17 protein-coding genes are annotated in these 15,107 nt (G+C 69.5%); 10 read left to right on the top strand and 7 right to left on the bottom strand.

Features of this window, described 5'->3' with window-relative positions:
- Positions 1–89: 89 nt before the first annotated feature.
- On the top strand, positions 90–1,097 hold the full coding sequence (gene moaA, locus ACZ6B8_RS31000) for a GTP 3',8-cyclase MoaA (RefSeq protein WP_471076280.1): 1,008 nt from the start codon (positions 90–92) through the stop codon (positions 1,095–1,097).
- A gap of 11 nt (positions 1,098–1,108) precedes the next feature.
- On the opposite strand, the gene ACZ6B8_RS31005 is transcribed toward moaA, so the two are convergent.
- Together ACZ6B8_RS31005 and ACZ6B8_RS31010 are read right to left on the bottom strand one after the other, a co-directional pair.
- On the bottom strand, positions 1,109–1,327 hold the full coding sequence (locus ACZ6B8_RS31005) for a hypothetical protein (RefSeq protein ID WP_471076283.1): 219 nt from the start codon (positions 1,325–1,327) through the stop codon (positions 1,109–1,111).
- 209 nt (positions 1,328–1,536) lie between these two features.
- Complete coding sequence (locus tag ACZ6B8_RS31010) at positions 1,537–1,923, bottom strand: DUF3099 domain-containing protein (protein ID WP_471076285.1); 387 nt, start codon at positions 1,921–1,923, stop codon at positions 1,537–1,539.
- A gap of 223 nt (positions 1,924–2,146) precedes the next feature.
- On the opposite strand from ACZ6B8_RS31010, the gene ACZ6B8_RS31015 reads away from it, so the two are divergent.
- Positions 2,147–2,422, top strand: coding sequence for a GlsB/YeaQ/YmgE family stress response membrane protein (locus ACZ6B8_RS31015; protein ID WP_471076527.1), 276 nt, complete (start codon positions 2,147–2,149; stop codon positions 2,420–2,422).
- Between the two features lie 70 nt (positions 2,423–2,492).
- On the opposite strand, the gene tyrS is transcribed toward ACZ6B8_RS31015, so the two are convergent.
- The 3 genes from tyrS to ACZ6B8_RS31030 form a co-directional block, all read right to left on the bottom strand.
- Positions 2,493–3,761 carry a tyrosine--tRNA ligase gene (gene tyrS / locus ACZ6B8_RS31020; RefSeq protein ID WP_471076288.1) on the bottom strand — a complete coding sequence of 423 codons (1,269 nt, stop codon included), beginning with the start codon at positions 3,759–3,761 and terminating at the stop codon, positions 2,493–2,495.
- A 56-nt stretch (positions 3,762–3,817) separates the two neighbouring features.
- Complete coding sequence (locus tag ACZ6B8_RS31025) at positions 3,818–5,212, bottom strand: metallopeptidase TldD-related protein (protein WP_471609350.1); 1,395 nt, start codon at positions 5,210–5,212, stop codon at positions 3,818–3,820.
- 340 nt (positions 5,213–5,552) lie between these two features.
- Positions 5,553–6,464 (bottom strand): DUF2637 domain-containing protein, encoded by a 912-nt coding sequence (locus ACZ6B8_RS31030; protein ID WP_471609351.1) that lies wholly within the window; start codon positions 6,462–6,464, stop codon positions 5,553–5,555.
- A 646-nt stretch (positions 6,465–7,110) separates the two neighbouring features.
- Here ACZ6B8_RS31030 and ACZ6B8_RS31035 point away from each other — a divergent pair.
- Positions 7,111–7,755 (top strand): hypothetical protein, encoded by a 645-nt coding sequence (locus ACZ6B8_RS31035; RefSeq protein WP_471609352.1) that lies wholly within the window; start codon positions 7,111–7,113, stop codon positions 7,753–7,755.
- Between the two features lie 307 nt (positions 7,756–8,062).
- Here the strand turns inward: ACZ6B8_RS31035 and ACZ6B8_RS31040 are convergent, their stop codons facing one another.
- Complete coding sequence (locus ACZ6B8_RS31040; protein WP_471609353.1) at positions 8,063–9,589, bottom strand: TldD/PmbA family protein; 1,527 nt, start codon at positions 9,587–9,589, stop codon at positions 8,063–8,065.
- A 186-nt stretch (positions 9,590–9,775) separates the two neighbouring features.
- Between ACZ6B8_RS31040 and fabG the strand changes: the two genes are divergently transcribed.
- The 3 genes from fabG (at position 9,776) to ACZ6B8_RS31055 (ending at position 11,727) form a co-directional block, all read left to right on the top strand.
- On the top strand, positions 9,776–10,495 hold the full coding sequence (fabG, locus tag ACZ6B8_RS31045) for a 3-oxoacyl-[acyl-carrier-protein] reductase (protein WP_471076303.1): 720 nt from the start codon (positions 9,776–9,778) through the stop codon (positions 10,493–10,495).
- 5 nt (positions 10,496–10,500) lie between these two features.
- Complete coding sequence (fabI, locus tag ACZ6B8_RS31050) at positions 10,501–11,262, top strand: enoyl-ACP reductase FabI (protein WP_471076306.1); 762 nt, start codon at positions 10,501–10,503, stop codon at positions 11,260–11,262.
- Positions 11,263–11,400: 138 nt separating this feature from the next.
- The gene (locus tag ACZ6B8_RS31055; RefSeq protein ID WP_471609354.1) at positions 11,401–11,727 is read left to right on the top strand and encodes a hypothetical protein; all 327 of its coding nucleotides are present in this window, start codon (positions 11,401–11,403) and stop codon (positions 11,725–11,727) included.
- On the opposite strand, the gene ACZ6B8_RS31060 is transcribed toward ACZ6B8_RS31055, so the two are convergent.
- Positions 11,711–12,397 (bottom strand): FadR/GntR family transcriptional regulator, encoded by a 687-nt coding sequence (locus ACZ6B8_RS31060; protein WP_471076309.1) that lies wholly within the window; start codon positions 12,395–12,397, stop codon positions 11,711–11,713. The two genes, ACZ6B8_RS31055 and ACZ6B8_RS31060, sit on opposite strands and share 17 nt — an antisense overlap.
- A 93-nt stretch (positions 12,398–12,490) precedes the next feature.
- Here ACZ6B8_RS31060 and ACZ6B8_RS31065 point away from each other — a divergent pair, with 93 nt between their 5' ends.
- The 4 genes from ACZ6B8_RS31065 (at position 12,491) to ACZ6B8_RS31080 (ending at position 15,030) form a co-directional block, all read left to right on the top strand.
- Positions 12,491–13,795 carry a CynX/NimT family MFS transporter gene (locus ACZ6B8_RS31065; RefSeq protein ID WP_471076312.1) on the top strand — a complete coding sequence of 435 codons (1,305 nt, stop codon included), beginning with the start codon at positions 12,491–12,493 and terminating at the stop codon, positions 13,793–13,795.
- 66 nt (positions 13,796–13,861) lie between these two features.
- Positions 13,862–13,978, top strand: a complete 117-nt coding sequence (locus tag ACZ6B8_RS31070; RefSeq protein ID WP_358712790.1) for an SGM_5486 family transporter-associated protein — start codon at positions 13,862–13,864, stop codon at positions 13,976–13,978.
- 229 nt (positions 13,979–14,207) lie between these two features.
- Positions 14,208–14,423: a hypothetical protein gene (locus ACZ6B8_RS31075; RefSeq protein WP_471609355.1), complete on the top strand. Its 216-nt coding sequence runs from the start codon at positions 14,208–14,210 to the stop codon at positions 14,421–14,423.
- Between the two features lie 88 nt (positions 14,424–14,511).
- Positions 14,512–15,030 carry a SixA phosphatase family protein gene (locus ACZ6B8_RS31080; RefSeq protein ID WP_471076319.1) on the top strand — a complete coding sequence of 173 codons (519 nt, stop codon included), beginning with the start codon at positions 14,512–14,514 and terminating at the stop codon, positions 15,028–15,030.
- The last annotated feature ends 77 nt before the right edge of the window (positions 15,031–15,107 follow it).

Below are 15,107 nucleotides of genomic sequence, written 5' to 3' on the forward strand. Positions count from 1 at the left end.
TGGCAAATGGCCCATGGCGTTGTCAGAGGTCTGGCGTAAGGTCGAAAGCAGTCGGGAACATCAGCACCAACCGCCGGGGAGGGGCCGCAGTGCTCATCGACACCTATGGCCGCGTAGCCACTGACCTGCGCGTATCACTGACCGACCGCTGCAATCTGCGCTGCACGTACTGCATGCCGGAAGAAGGTCTGCAGTGGCTGGCCAAGCCTGATCTCCTCACCGACGACGAGATCGTCCGCCTCGTGCGCATCGCCGTCACCCAGCTCGGCATCACGGACGTCCGCTTCACCGGCGGCGAGCCCCTGCTGCGCCCCGGCCTCGTCGGCATCGTCGAGCGCTGCGCCCAGCTGGAGCCCCGCCCGAAGATGTCCCTGACGACGAACGGCATCGGTCTCAAGCGCACCGCGCAGGCCCTGAAGGCCGCCGGCCTGGACCGGGTCAACGTCTCCCTGGACACCCTGCGCCCCGACGTCTTCAAGACCCTCACCCGCCGTGACCGCCACAAGGACGTCATCGCGGGCCTCGAAGCGGCCCGCGACGCCGGCCTCACCCCGGTCAAGGTCAACACCGTCCTGATGCCGGGCCTGAACGACGACGAGGCCCCGGACCTCCTGGCCTGGGCGGTGGAGAACGACTACGAGCTCCGCTTCATCGAGCAGATGCCCCTCGACGCCCAGCACGGCTGGAAGCGCGACGGCATGATCACGGCCGGTGACATCCTGCAGTCCCTGCGCACCCGCTTCGAGCTCACCGAGGAGGGCTCCACCGAGCGCGGCTCGGCGCCCGCGGAGCGCTGGATCGTGGACGGCGGCCCGCACCGCGTCGGCGTCATCGCCTCCGTGACCCGCCCGTTCTGCTCGGCCTGCGACCGGACCCGGCTGACCGCCGACGGCCAGGTGCGCACCTGTCTGTTCGCCACCGAGGAGACCGACCTGCGCGGAGCCCTGCGCGCGGCCCCCGAGGACAGCACGGACGGGTCGGACGAGGCCATCGCCCGTATCTGGAAGCTCGCGATGTGGGGCAAGAAGGCCGGCTCGGGCCTGGACGACCCGTCGTTCCTGCAGCCGGACCGCCCGATGTCGGCGATCGGCGGCTAGCCGGCCGCTCGCTAGCCGCTCTCGCGGGCCTGCCACTCGGCCAGCGGCACGACGTCCTTCAGCATGCCGCGCACGCCCAGGAACTGGGAGAGGTGCTCGCGGTGCTCGTCGCACGCGAGCCACGTCTTGCGCCGCTCCGGCGTGTGGAGCTTGGGGTTGTTCCAGGCGAGCACCCAGACCGCGGCGGTGCGGCAGCCCTTGGCGGAACAGATCGGGATTTCGTCACTCACCGTCGCGTCCAACCGTTCACCACAACGCGTCCAACCGTTCAGAACAAGGCGACGCCGAGCAGCCACGGGGGGAGCTGCCCGGCGTCGGTCTGTCGCTCCGACGGGGGATGCGGAGCGCGTACGAAGTATGTCATGGGGGACCCGGTGGCTGGCACCGGAACTACATGATTGATCTGAGCTTTTCTTGAGCTTGGCGCATCGTCGACGGGTCAGCTCGGCTCGTGCGCGGCGCCCCGCCGCTGGTCGTGCGCGGCGCCCAGGGGATCTTCCGGGGCGGATTCCGCGGCGGCGGCCGCGGCCGGCGGCGCCAGCATTGGCCGAGAAGGGGCGGGTACGAACGTCGACGGCAGCGACGGGGCGTTCTCCCGGCCGGCGTTGGCGATCACGACGGAGACGTACGGCAGGAGTATCCCGAGCACCAGAGCGACGAGAGCGACATGGCGCTCGACGTTCCACAGCACCGCCGCGGCCACGACGGAGACCGTCCTGACCGACATGGAGATCACATACCGGCGCTGCCTGCCCCGGACGTCCTCCGCGAGACCCTGCCGGGCCCCCGTGATCCGGAAGACCTGGCCGCTGCTCTGCTTCCGCATCACGTTCCACCGCCTTGTCCGCTGTGCCGGACTCTCCCTGATTCCTGCCCCGGTCCGGACAGCACAACGTTACGCCGCGACTGCGCCGCCTACGAGACCGGGGGAGGCCTTGTCCCGGTGCCCTTCCTGCGCCGTGCCACGTATGGGGGTGCCCGACATGCGCCGTATGGCGGACCGGACGACACTGACCGTAACGCTCATGCAGAGCTACGAGGAGGCAGCTATGGGCTGGTTGTGGGCGATCATCGTGGGGTTCGTGCTGGGGCTGATTGCCAAGGCGATCCTGCCCGGGAAGCAGCACAGTCCGCTCTGGCTGACCACGGTGTTCGGAATCATCGGAGCCGTTCTGGGCAACTGGCTCGCGACGCAGTTCGGCATCAACGAGACCAAGGGCATCGACTGGGGGCGCCACGCACTGCAGCTGGTCGCCGCCGTCGTGATCGTCGGCCTCGGCGACGCGGCGTACAAGATGATCCGGGGCAACAGACGAACCGCCTAGCCGCGCTGACACACGACGAGGGGGCCGGCCCACCGGGGCCGGCCCCCTCGTCGTGCGCGGGGTGCGGGGGTCAGCCCGCCGTGACCTCGACCGCGGCCAGGTTCTTCTTGCCGCGGCGCAGCACCAGCCACCGGCCGTGCAGCAGATCGGCGGCGGCCGGCACGGCGTCCTCGGCGGCGACCTTCACGTTGTTCACGTAGGCACCGCCCTCCTTGACCGTGCGCCGGGCGGCCGACTTGCTCGCCACCAGGCCGACCTCGGCGAGCAGGTCCACGACCTGGCCGAGCTCGCTGACCTCGATGCGCGGCAGCTCGGAGAGCGCCGCGGCCAGCGTCGCCTCGTCCAGCTCGGCGAGGTCGCCCTGGCCGAACAGCGCCTTGGACGCGGCGACGACCGCGGCGCACTGGTCCGCGCCGTGCACCAGCGTGGTCAGCTCCTCGGCGAGCGCGCGCTGCGCGGCGCGCGCCTGCGGCCGCTCCTCGGTCTGCTTCTCGATCTCCTCCAGCTCCTCGCGGGACTTGAAGGAGAGGATCCGCAGGTACGTGGAGATGTCCCGGTCGTCCGTGTTCAGCCAGAACTGGTAGAACGCGTACGGCGTGGTCATCGCCGGGTCGAGCCAGACGGCGCCGCCCTCGGACTTGCCGAACTTGGTGCCGTCCGACTTGAGCATCAGCGGCGTGCCGAGCGCGTGCACCGTGGCGTCCGGCTCCAGGCGGTGGATCAGGTCGATGCCCGCGGTGAGGTTGCCCCACTGGTCGCTGCCGCCGGTCTGCAGCGTGCAGCCGTACCTGCGGTAGAGCTCCAGGAAGTCCATGCCCTGGAGCAGCTGGTAGCTGAACTCCGTGTAGGAGATGCCCTCCTGGGACTCCAGGCGGCGGGCCACGGAGTCCTTGGTCAGCATCTTGTTCACGCGGAAGTGCTTGCCGATGTCGCGCAGGAACTCGATCGCGGACATCCCCGCGGTCCAGTCGAGGTTGTTCACCATCGTCGCGGCGTTCTCGCCCTCGAAGGACAGGAACGGCTCGATCTGCGAGCGCAGCCGGGCCACCCAGTTCGCGACCGTCTCCGGATCGTTCAGGGTGCGCTCGGCGGTCGGCCGCGGGTCGCCGATCTGGCCGGTGGCCCCGCCGACCAGCGCCAGCGGGCGGTGCCCCGCCTGCTGGAGCCTGCGGACCGTGAGGACCTGCACCAGGTGCCCGACGTGCAGGCTCGCCGCGGTCGGGTCGAAGCCGCAATAGAACGTGACGGGACCGTCCGCGAGCGCCTTGCGCAGTGCGTCCTCATCGGTGGACAGGGCGAACAGGCCCCGCCACTTCAGCTCGTCGACGATGTCCGTCACGGTCTCGTGTCTCCTTGGGTGTGCCTACACGGTGCACGAAGGTGCAAGGTCCGAGGTTATACGCCCTGGCTGACCGAACTCATATTGAAATCCGGGACGCGCAGCGCGGGCATGGCGGCCCGGGTGAAGTAGTCGCCCCACTCGCGCGGCAGGGTCCGCTCCGTGCGGCCCGCCTCGGTGGCCCGGCCGAGCAGATCGACCGGCGACTCGTTGAACCGGAAGTTGTTCACCTCGCCCACCACCTCGCCGTCCTCCACCAGATATACGCCGTCCCTGGTCAGGCCGGTGAGGAGCAGCGTCGCCGGGTCGACCTCGCGGATGTACCAGAGGCAGGTCAGCAGCAGTCCGCGCCCGGTGGCCGCGACCATCTCGTCCAGGGAGCGGGTGCCGCCGCCGTCCAGGACGAGGTTGTCGACGGCCGGCGTGACCGGGAGCCCGGTCAGGGCGGCGCTGTGCCGGCTGGTGGTGAGGTGAGCGAGCTCACCGCCGCGGATCCAGTCGGTGGCGGTCAGCGGCAGACCGTTGTCGAAGACGGAGGCGTCCCCGCCCGAGGAGTGCGCGAGCACGAACGGCGCCGACTCAAGGCCCGGCTCGTGCGGATCGCTGCGCAGCGTCAGCGGCAGCCCGGCGAGCCGCTCGCCGAGACGCGTGGCGCCGCCCGGCTTGGCGAAGACGGTGCGCCCCTCGGCGGCGTCCCGGGCCGACGACGACCAGATCTGGTAGATCAGCAGGTCCGCGACGGCCGTCGGCGGCAGCAGCGTCTCGTACCGCCCGGCGGGCAGCTCGACGCGCCGCCGCGCCCACCCGAGCCGCTGCGCCAGCTCGGCGTCCAGGGCCGCCGGGTCGACGTCCTTGAAGTCGCGGGTGGCCCGCCCGGCCCACGCCGACTTGGTGCGGTCCGGCGACTTGGCGTTCACCTCCAGCGTTCCGCTCGGCTGGTCGTGGCGGAGCCGGAGCCCCGTCGACGTACCGAGGTAGCTGGAGACGAACTCGTGGTTGGCGAAGCCGTACAGCTCGCGGCCGCCCTCCCGCGCGCGGGCGAAGGCCTCGCCGAGGGCCGGGGCGAACTCCGCGAAGACGGCGGAGGAGGTCTCGCCGGGGGCCTCGGTGAAGTCGGAGGAGTGGGGCGCGCCGCTGACCAGCGGCTGCGCGTCCTCGGCGGGCTCCGCACCGCGCGCCGCCTCCTCGGCGGCCCGCACCAGCGGCTCCAGGTCGTCCGCGGTGACCGCCGCGCGCGTGACGACGCCGGACGCGGTGCCCTCCTTGCCGTCGACGGTCGCGATGACGGTGAGGGTGCGGCCGCGGGTGACGCCGTTGGTGGTCAGCGCGTTGCCCGCCCAGCGCAGATTCGCCGTCGACTCCTCGTCCGCGATCACGACGCAGCCGTCGGCGGTGGACAGGTCGAGGGCGCGCTCGACGATCTCGTGCGGCTTGGTGGCGCTGCGGCTCATCGACCGGCCTCCTGGGTGGTGTTCAGTATGGTCACGCCCGCGATGTATCACGGTCTGCCCTCAATCCCTGTTCCTACCGGTTGAAACCGGACTGTGCGGGGTCTGGTGATGACTTGATGTCGACCTCGGCCCTGCTGACCTTCGGCTCTCGCGACGATATGCCTGAGCCGGCCGGGGGAGGGTGGGGCAGTAGGTGGCCGCACCGCAGAGTAATGGGCTCCGCCTGTGTCAGGTGGAGCCCTGTCGTAGAAGATCGGCCGGGTGGAGGTTGCATGGTCGGAGCGAGGCCATCGCTGCAACCTTCTTGTGTCACGCGGACCGGCCAAAGCGAAGCGGTGTTTTATTCGGGTTTCAAACGTGACTGATGTGACCCGAGTCCTGCGGCACGAGGTCTGGGGACTTCCGCTTTGACGCTCCCACCGGTGGACATGTCGTGTGCCGTTTCCTCGGTGGAGGGCGCCACGCGAACGTTGGCCTGCGCAAGGCGGTGGCGGGGTACGGGTCGTCGTGGAGGCCGAGTAAGTGTGATCTGCCGAACCAGTTGTTGAAAACAGGCCAGAGAGGCAAGGCTGGGCAAGACTGCCGCAGTGATGTCGATGACGTCCCTCGGGGCCTGCGCGACGCAGAGAAGCATGGTGATGAGAGAGAAGGCGATCACCACGCACCAGGAGTGCACCGCGCGACGCTGATGCAACGCAGCTCTCAGGACGGCAAGGGAGGCGACCAGCCAGGGGCCGAAAATGAGGACGGGCCACCAGGTGACTGAACTTTTCGTGTGGTCTTCGGCAACGAGCCGCAACGGGTCATAAGTGACCGCTGTACTGAAGAAGCTGACGGCCGACGCCGTCAAAGCGACGAGCGCGGAAATGGCATAACTCGTGATCCGGGCGAGGTGCGGACGGCGACGCTCGCGCACTTTGCGGTGCCCCTGCGAGCTCGCTCTCAGCGGCGGCAGTTCCGCCGTGATGTCTTGCAGTGCTTGAAGCGGAGAACTGACCGTAGGGTCATCGATCGACACCGCTTCGCTGACTGCGGCGTTCTGGGCGGACTGATCCGCGATCGACTCTTGCAGCAGGAAAGCCAATTCCTCGGCAGGATCCCAGGCCTGACCATCCCAAACCTGACCGGAGGGATCTGCTGGAGCCGAGTATTGACCGGCAGGGTCCCCGTACGGTCCGGCGTGTCCGTAACCTTGTTCAGGTGCCTGCTCGTCCGGAAATCCCGGGTGATGGTAGTTCTGCTCATTCCACATAATGGAATCAGGTCATTCCGGCTTGGGGGAAGTTCGCCACGAGGTCGAATCGCGCCACCGTTGAGCGAATCCTGATTCAAGAGCGTTCATGCGATCCAGGAAATCCGACAGAAGGGACTCGGTCGAGATCGTGATGGACGGTTCGTTTCTGCTGACGTCGGCACCCGAGACTGCCACCGCAGCCGAAGCGCCTGGGGCGGCCCGATCGGTGTGCGGAGAGGAGATGCGCTCTGGACATTCCTTGGTCATATCCGGCATAACGCGACGAAGTTGCCGGGGATGTGTGGCATACGGGTGGGGAGTGCATCCGTTCATGATTCCGTATACGTGCTTGTACGAAGAATGCATGTGGTTTTTCTATTTTCACATGAAAGATCAAGCGCCGAGCAAGAATTCGCGCGCCAAGCGTTTCGCCGCCTAAACTCAGGGGCGAGTCGGAGCGCAATTGGCATGGCCGCTGTCAGCGGTATTTACAGACTCCCGAGCGCACGCTGTATGTATTTCGAGCGCCCTCATTGCGCCCCGCTGTTCGGTGTAAAATTCCACGCAAAAACGTTACTCCATTCATGGGACGGAGTCTCATGCGTGCCGACGTCGTTCCCTCAATGTCCAATACGCGCAGGCTCATCCATGGATAGGAATCGCTATGGCCGTAAGCTGGGCGAGACGTATCGCCGTCATCGAACCCGCCCCCAGAACCGTGCGGTACGCCAGGTACCTCGCTCCGCACTGGAAAGGACTGACTCGCCTGGAAAGCGATAATTGCATCGGCCTGTTTCCGGCGGTGCTTCTCTTCGTCCTGGCCGCTCTGACTCTCTTCGGCGCGGGCGGAGCCGGCCTCGCATGGCTGACCGACGAATTGACCGGGCATCGCCGACTTCCGTACCTCTGGCTGGCGTTCGACGCCGTCGCAGGCGCCTCGCTGGCGCTGTCGTACTGGCTGGTCAGTCGTTATGCCCTGCGCTTCTACGAAGCGGAACCCTCATCGTCGCCCACCTGGCGGCTCGTCACGATCGCCAACACGGCTTGGCGCTGCCTCCCCGCCCATTACCGGGACACCCAAAAGCCGCGCTTGCGAGCCGTCAACACCGCGGCACGTCTGCTGCTCACTGACCCCGACGACTCCCACACGCACAGCATCCTGACGGAACACGCGGACGCCCTGCGCCACCTCGCCACCACTGTGCTTCACGAGGCGCAACATGAGCAGCCGGAGGACAGCACTCGTCCTGTGCCCTTCGCATGGTCAGGACGATCGAAGGTGGGCCGGACCGCAGCGGCCCGTGGCTAGAACAGGCCTGGCCTTGACGGCTGAAGCAGGTACTTGAAGGGCGACACGGGTCCGCCGGCGGGAGGCCTGGGCGGACGCTTTGGTCCGCGGCACACGCAGGGGTATGCCGGATCGTGCGCAGAGGGGTTCCGCGCACGGCCGGCTGCCTCGACCGAGAAGCCGTATCTCTCCCATCCACATCTGAGGTGATGGCGATTGTCGCGAAAGCACTCTCCGACGAGTCAATGGAATTGGGAGGCCGGCATCCTCACGGTCGACCACCAGGTCTCGGCATACGGCTGTGAGGAGAGCCGCTGTTGGCGCTCGATCATGAGCGGCCGGACTCCTCCGAGGTGTTCAGGATGTTCACACCCCGAAACAGTGCGGACGGGCAGCCGTGGGACACGGAGGCGACCTGACCCGGTTGGGCCTTTCCGCAGTTGAACGCCCCTCCGAGGACGTACGTCTGGGGCCCTCCGACAGCTTGCATCGAGCCCCAGAACTCAGGCGTGATTCCCTGATAGGCGAAGTCCCGAACCTGTCCGCAAAGCCGGCCGTTCCGGATGGCGTATGCCCTCTGACCCGTGAACTGGAAGTTGTACCGCTGCATATCGATGGACCACGAGCGGTCCCCGACCACATAGATGCCGCGGTCCACGCCCGCGATCAGGTCCTCGGTGCCGAGCCCGCCGGGGTCCGGCTGGAGCGACACGTTCGCCATGCGCTGCACCGGCACATGGCCGGGGGAGTCCGCGTACGCGCAGCCGTTGGAGCGGTCGAAACCGGTGAGTCTCGCGATGCGCCGGTCCAGCTGGTAGCCGACCAGCGTGCCGTCCTTGACCAGGTCCCAGGACTGCGCGGCGACGCCCTCGTCGTCGTAGCCGATGGTCGCGAGGCCGTGCTCGGCGGTCCGGTCACCCGTCACGTTCATCAGCGAGGAGCCGTAGCGGAGCTTGCCGAGCTGGTCGAAGGTGGCGAACGAGGTGCCCGCGTACGCCGCCTCGTAGCCCAGCGCGCGGTCCAGCTCGGTGGCGTGGCCGATCGACTCGTGGATGGTCAGCCAGAGGTTGGAGGGGTCGACGACCAGATCGTAGGAGCCCGCCGTGACGCTCGGCGCCCGCATCTTCTCGGCCAACTGCTCGGGGATCATGGAGAGTTCGCTCTCCCAGTCCCAGCCGGTCCCCGTGAGGTACTCCCAGCCCCGGCCGGCCGGCGGCGCGATCGTGCGCATCGAGTCGAACTCACCGCTCGACTCGTCGACGGCCACCGCCGTCAGCTGCGGGTGCAGCCGCACCCGCTGCTGGGTGGTCACCGTGCCGGCCGTGTCCGCGTAGAACTTGTTCTCGTGCACGGTGAGCAGCGAGGCGTCGACGTGCGCGACGCCGTCCGCGGCCAGCAGCCGCGCGCTCCAGTCGGCGAGCAGCCCCGCCTTCTCCTCGTCCGGCACCGAGAACGGATCGATCTCGTAGCCGGAGACCCACGTCTTCTCCGCGTGCACCGGCTCCCGCGCGAGCTCTACCCGCTCCTGCGACCCCGCGGTCTTGATGACCTGCGCGGACAGCTTCGCCATCGCCACGGCCTGGGAGGCCACGCGCGCCGCCGCGTCCATCGTCATGTCGACCCCGGAGGCGAAGCCCCAGGTCCCGCCGTGCACCACGCGCACCGCGTACCCGAGGTCCGTGGTGTCGGAGGTGCCGGCCGGCCGGGCGTCGCGCAGCTGCCAGGACGCGCTGCGCACCCGCTCCAGGCGGAAGTCCGCGTGGTCGGCGCCGAGCGCCCGCGCGCGGGCCAGCGCGGCGTCGGCGAGCGCCCGCAAGGGCAGCGCCGTGAAGGCTTCGTCGATGGAATGGGGCACGGAGGTCTCCCTGCTGTCGGCACCGGTCGGTCCGATCATGTCGCGCCGCACGGGTCGGGGGCCAGAGCCTTTCTGTAGGGATCCGACAGCGCGCACTCCGCGCCACTGTCGGGCACCGATTCTCCGGATCGTCGACGGTACCGATAGGTTTTCGAGGTACCAGCCAGCTATCGAAAGGGTGATCCGTTGAGCCGCTCGGTTCTCGTCACCGGAGGAAACCGGGGCATCGGCCTCGCCATCGCCCGCACCTTCGCCGACGCCGGCGACAAGGTCGCGATCACCTACCGCTCGGGCGAACCGCCGAAGGTCCTCACCGACGCCGGTGTCCTCGCCGTCAGGTGCGACATCACCGACGCCGAGCAGGTGGAGCAGGCCTACAAGGAGATCGAGGAGAAGCACGGGAACGTCGAGGTCCTGGTCGCCAACGCGGGCATCACCAAGGACCAGCTCCTGATGCGCATGAGCGAGGAGGACTTCACGTCCGTCCTCGACACCAACCTCACCGGCACCTTCCGGGTCGTCAAGCGTGCCAACCGCGGCATGCTGCGCGCCAAGAAGGGCCGCGTCGTCCTGATCTCCTCGGTCGTCGGCCTGATGGGCGGTCCCGGGCAGGCGAACTACGCCGCCTCGAAGGCGGGCCTGGTCGGCTTCGCGCGTTCGCTCGCCCGTGAACTCGGCTCGCGCAACCTCACCTTCAACGTCGTCGCCCCCGGTTTTGTCGACACCGACATGACCAAGGTGCTCACGGACGAGCAGCGCAAGGGCATCGTCGCCCAGGTGCCGCTCGGCCGGTACGCGCAGCCCGAGGAGATCGCCGCCGCGGTGCGCTTCCTCGCGTCCGACGACGCCTCGTACATCACTGGAGCCGTCATCCCCGTTGACGGCGGATTGGGCATGGGTCACTGATCACCATGAGCGGAATTCTCGAAGGCAAGAAGATCCTGATCACGGGCGTTCTGATGGAGTCCTCCATCGCGTTCCACGCGGCCAAGGTCGCGCAGGAGCAGGGCGCCGAGGTCATCCTCACCGCCTTCCCGCGGCCCACGCTCACCGAGCGCATCGCCAAGAAGCTGCCCAAGCCGGCCAAGGTCATCGAGCTCGACGTGACCAACCAGGAGCACCTGGACCGGCTCGCGGGCCTGGTCAAGGACGAGCTCGGTGGCCTCGACGGCGTCGTGCACTCCATCGGCTTCGCGCCGCAGGGCGCCTTCAACTTCCTCGAGGCCACCTTCGAGGACGTCTCGACGGCGATGCACGTCTCGGCGTACTCCCTGAAGTCGCTCACCATGGCCTGCCGCCCGCTGTTCGAGGGCGGCGCCTCGGTCGTCGGCCTCACCTTCGACGCGCAGTACGCCTGGCCGAAGTACGACTGGATGGGCCCGGCCAAGGCGGCCCTGGAGGCCACCAGCCGCTACCTCGCCCGTGACCTGGGCAAGGAGAACATCCGCTGCAACCTGGTCTCCGCGGGCCCGATCGGCTCCATGGCGGCCAAGTCGATCCCGGGCTTCGCCGACCTCGCGGACGTCTGGAACACCCGCTCCCCGCTGGACTGGGACATGGCCGACCCGGAGCCCGCGGGCCGCGGCATCGTCGCGCTGCTCTCGGACTTCTTCCCGAAGACCACCGGCGAGATCGTCCACGTCGACGGCGGCGTCCACATGATGGGTGCCTGACCACCTCCGGTCCCGGGTACGTTTTCGAGGCCCCGTCCCCCGCCGCGCGCGGGAGGCGGGGCCTCACCCGTTCGGCCCCCTGGCCGGGCGGCGGCGGGGGAGAGCCGGGCACCCTGGAGTGTGCGTCCTACCGGTGCGGTGCTCGTGGCTCTCGCTCTTGTGGTCGCCGCGCCGAGCGGCGTCCCGCAGGACACCTCCCACGCGCGCGGGGCGACGCCGAGGAAACCCGAGCCGCGGCCCTTCGGCGCGGAGTGCCGCACCGGAGTCGCGGGGCCCGACGTCGTGGCGTACTGCCACAACCCCTACCCGGAGACCGACCACGTCCGCCTGCACGTGGAGTGCGCACGCTGGTGGGACATCGACAGCGACGCACGGCCCGTCGAGGCGGAGCCCGCGATGACGGTGCGCCTGACCGGGCGGTGCTGGAAAGAGGTCCGCGCGGTCTGGGTCAGCCACCAGCGGTGAACCGCTCCGGGCGGCACATGAAGGGGTAGCCCGCGGCCTCCGCGCCGGCGGCGTCCGCGTCCCCCGCGCGGATCGCGTCGACGAGACGGGCGTGGTCCATGTGCGACTCGGGGGTCAGCTCCTCGCCGATGTCCTCGCGCAGCCAGTCCCGCAGGACCTCGCCGAGGTCCGCGTAGAGCGCCGTCATCACGTCGTTGTGCGAGGCGGCGACGACCGCCATGTGGAACGTCGCGTCGGCCGTCACGAACGCCTCGGCGTCGCCGGTCGCCCAGACCTCCTCGCGGCGCACCAGCAGCGCGTCGAGCTGCTTCAGGTCGCGCTCGGTGCGGCGCTCCGCGGCGAGCCGGGCCGCGCTCGACTCCAGCGTGCTGCGCAGCTCGGCGATGTGACGCGGGTCCGCGTCGGCGAACCTGCGCTGCATCACGCCCGCGAGCTCGCTCGTCGCGACCACATACGTGCCCGAGCCCTGCCGGATGTCGAGCAGGCCGTTGTGCGCGAGGGCGCGCACGGCCTCCCTGACCGTGTTCCTGGCCACGCCCAGCTGCTCCACCAGCTCGGGCTCGGTGGGGATGCGGGAGCCGACCGGCCACTCGCCCGAGGAGATCTGGGTGCGCAGCTCGGAGATGACCTGTTCGGAGAGTGCCGAACGGCGCGGAGTGGTCAGCGGCATGACGTTCCTTCGTGCGGGGCCGGGGGCCCGGCGGGCCGGGTGTGACGCATTCGGATTGGACAGCCAATCATCCCATGATTCTATGATGGCCTCATGGCTAGTGAGGAAACCGGCACGATGACCCCGACGGCGACACCCCCCGTATCCACCGCGACCGAGGTGAAACAGCAGCCCACGCGCGCGTGGGCGACGCGGCTGGTCATCGTCGGCATCGTCCTCGCCGCCATGAACCTCCGCCCGGCCATCACCAGCCTGGGCTCCCTCCTCGAGGAGGTGCGCGACGGACTCGGCATGAGCGGCACCCTCGCAGGCCTGCTCACCTCCGTGCCGCCGCTCTGCTTCGCCGTCTTCGGCGTCATGGCGCCCCGCTTCGCCCGGCGCTTCGGCCCGAGCGCCGTGGTCTGCTTCGGCATGGCCGCGATCGCCGCCGGCCTGGTGATCCGCCCCTTCGTCGGCGGCACCGCGGGCTTCCTCGCCGCCACCGCGCTCGCCCTCATGGGCATCGCGGTCAGCAACGTCCTGATGCCGGTCATCGTCAAGCGCTGGTTCCCCGACCGGGTCGGCTCGATGACCGGCCTGTACTCGATGGCGCTGGCGCTCGGCACCTCGCTCGCCGCGGCCCTCACGGTCCCGATGACCGACGCGCTGGGCGGCCGCTGGCAGACCGGCCTCGCCGTCTGGGCGGGCCTCGCCGTCGTCGCCGTCCTGCCGTGGATCCCGCTGGTACGGGACCGGGGCCCGGTCGCCGCGGCGGCCCCGGAGCACATCAGCGCGACCGTACGGCAGGAGGACGCCGCGCTGCGCATCACGCACAGCCGCACCGCCTGGGCGCTCGCCGTCTTCTTCGGCCTCCAGGCCACCGCCGCGTACGTCACGATGGGCTGGATGCCGCAGATCTTCCGCGACGCGGGCGTCCCCGCCGGTGAGGCGGGCGTGCTGCTCGCCGTCACGATGGCCATGGGCGTGCCGCTGGCGTTCGTCATCCCCCGGGTCGCCACCCGGCTCACCAACCAGGGCCCGGTCGTGATGGTCCTCGGCGCCTGCGGCCTCGCCGGGTATGCCGGCCTCTACCTCGCCCCCGCGGGCGGCGCCTGGGCCTGGGCCCTGCTGCTCGGCATCTCCAACTGCGCCTTCCCGCTCGCCCTCACCATGGTCGGGATGCGGGCCAAGAGCAGCGCGGGCGTGGCCAAGCTGTCCGCCTTCGCGCAGAGCACGGGCTACCTGATCTCCATTCCGGGACCGCTCCTGGTGGGCGTGCTCTACCAGCACAGCGGCGGCTGGGGCCTGCCGATCGCGCTGATGGCGGGCCTGATGGTGCCGCAGATCGTCATCGGCACGCTGGCGGGCCGCAACCGCACGGTCGAGGACGAGGTGGCGGCCAAGGCCGCGGCGGCCTGACCCGGGCGAGCCCCGCCGCCCGACCCCGGCGGCGGTGGGGCGGGCAAAGGGTGCGAGACTGGCGGTATGCCCGTCCTCGACCCGAACCCCCAGAACGGCCAGAAGAAGCTGCTCGTCGTGCTCGGCGCGATGCTGGCCATCACCGTGATCATCGGCATCATCGCCTCCATCGCCTCGCCGTGAGCGAAAGTCCGCGCCGGATGCCTGCGACGGATGTCCGTGCCGGACGCCTGTGACGGCCCGAACGGGCCCCGGCGGGGCGGATGGTGGGGCTAGCACCCCTATCCCCTAGGGGGTCAGTGTCAGGGTCAAGTGGGTGGGTCTCCGGATGGGACCGAGGGGTGCCGGTCGCCTAGATTCGAGGAGCGCCGCGAGGACGCGGCGCGGACCACTCGAAGACCACGGAGGCGGCATGTCGGCCCGATCGCAGACCCGGCGCGACCCGGCCCAGTCGGGCGGCGTCGAGATCCAGCTCCCGTGGTGGGCCATCGCCCTCCCCGCCGTCGCCTTCGCGGCTTTGCTCCTGCTGGTCCTGAACCCCGTGGACGCGCACGCCGCGGCGGGTGACCCGGTCATCACCAACCTCCTGGAGCGCATCCAGGCGATCGTCCTGCGCACCGCCCCGTGAGCCCCCTCGGGCCGCGGCTGTCACTCCTGTCGGCGGACCGCACCAACTCCTTGCGCCCCATGGCGCGTTTCATGCGAAGCTGGGAAGCATGAGCGTCGCAGAACCCCGCAGGATCGTCCTCTTCCGGCATGCGAAGGCCGACTGGCCCCAGGTCTCCGACCACGAGCGGCCGCTCGCCGATCGAGGCCGCCGGGACGCGCCCGTCGCCGGACGCAAGCTGGCCGACAGCGGCATCCCCTTCGACCTGGCCCTCTGCTCGACGGCGGCCCGGACCCGCGAGACCTGGAAGCTCGCCGTCCAGGAGCTGCCGCAGCGCCCGAAGACCGTGTACGAGGAGCGGTTGTACGAGGCGTCTCCCGGCGAGCTGATCGCCGTGCTCAACGAAACCCCGGACGACGTGCAGAACATCGTCCTGATCGGCCACAACCCCGGTGTGCAGGGACTGGCCGACGTCCTCTCCGGGGACGCCGAGGGCGACGCCATGACGCGGCTGAACCGCCGGGGCTTTCCCACCGCGGCCTTCGCCGTCCTGACGTACTCCGGTTCCTGGAAGGCACTGGAGCCCGGCGTGGCCACCCTCGTCGACTACTGGGCACCGTCCGAGTAACCGGCCCCCGCTCCCGCCCATCGTGAAGGGGCCCGGCACCGCCTGGTGCCGGGCCCCTCGGACGTACGGGGAGGGTC

It is taken from the genome of Streptomyces sp. NPDC041122 (genome assembly GCF_055592445.1).

Bases quoted from the DNA above. Each gene is read 5' to 3' on its own strand.
- fabI (WP_471076306.1), top strand. From the start codon at position 10,501: ATGAGCGGAATTCTCGAAGGCAAGAAGATCCTGATCACGGGCGTTCTG.
- ACZ6B8_RS31030 (WP_471609351.1), bottom strand. From the start codon at position 6,464: ATGTGGAATGAGCAGAACTACCATCACCCGGGATTTCCGGACGAGCAG.
- ACZ6B8_RS31035 (WP_471609352.1), top strand. From the start codon at position 7,111: ATGGCCGTAAGCTGGGCGAGACGTATCGCCGTCATCGAACCCGCCCCC.
- ACZ6B8_RS31070 (WP_358712790.1), top strand. From the start codon at position 13,862: ATGCCCGTCCTCGACCCGAACCCCCAGAACGGCCAGAAGAAGCTGCTC.
- ACZ6B8_RS31075 (WP_471609355.1), top strand. From the start codon at position 14,208: ATGTCGGCCCGATCGCAGACCCGGCGCGACCCGGCCCAGTCGGGCGGC.
- ACZ6B8_RS31010 (WP_471076285.1), bottom strand. From the start codon at position 1,923: ATGCGGAAGCAGAGCAGCGGCCAGGTCTTCCGGATCACGGGGGCCCGG.
- ACZ6B8_RS31060 (WP_471076309.1), bottom strand. From the start codon at position 12,397: ATGCCGCTGACCACTCCGCGCCGTTCGGCACTCTCCGAACAGGTCATC.
- ACZ6B8_RS31080 (WP_471076319.1), top strand. From the start codon at position 14,512: ATGAGCGTCGCAGAACCCCGCAGGATCGTCCTCTTCCGGCATGCGAAG.
- ACZ6B8_RS31065 (WP_471076312.1), top strand. From the start codon at position 12,491: ATGGCTAGTGAGGAAACCGGCACGATGACCCCGACGGCGACACCCCCC.
- ACZ6B8_RS31025 (WP_471609350.1), bottom strand. From the start codon at position 5,212: ATGAGCCGCAGCGCCACCAAGCCGCACGAGATCGTCGAGCGCGCCCTC.
- ACZ6B8_RS31015 (WP_471076527.1), top strand. From the start codon at position 2,147: ATGGGCTGGTTGTGGGCGATCATCGTGGGGTTCGTGCTGGGGCTGATT.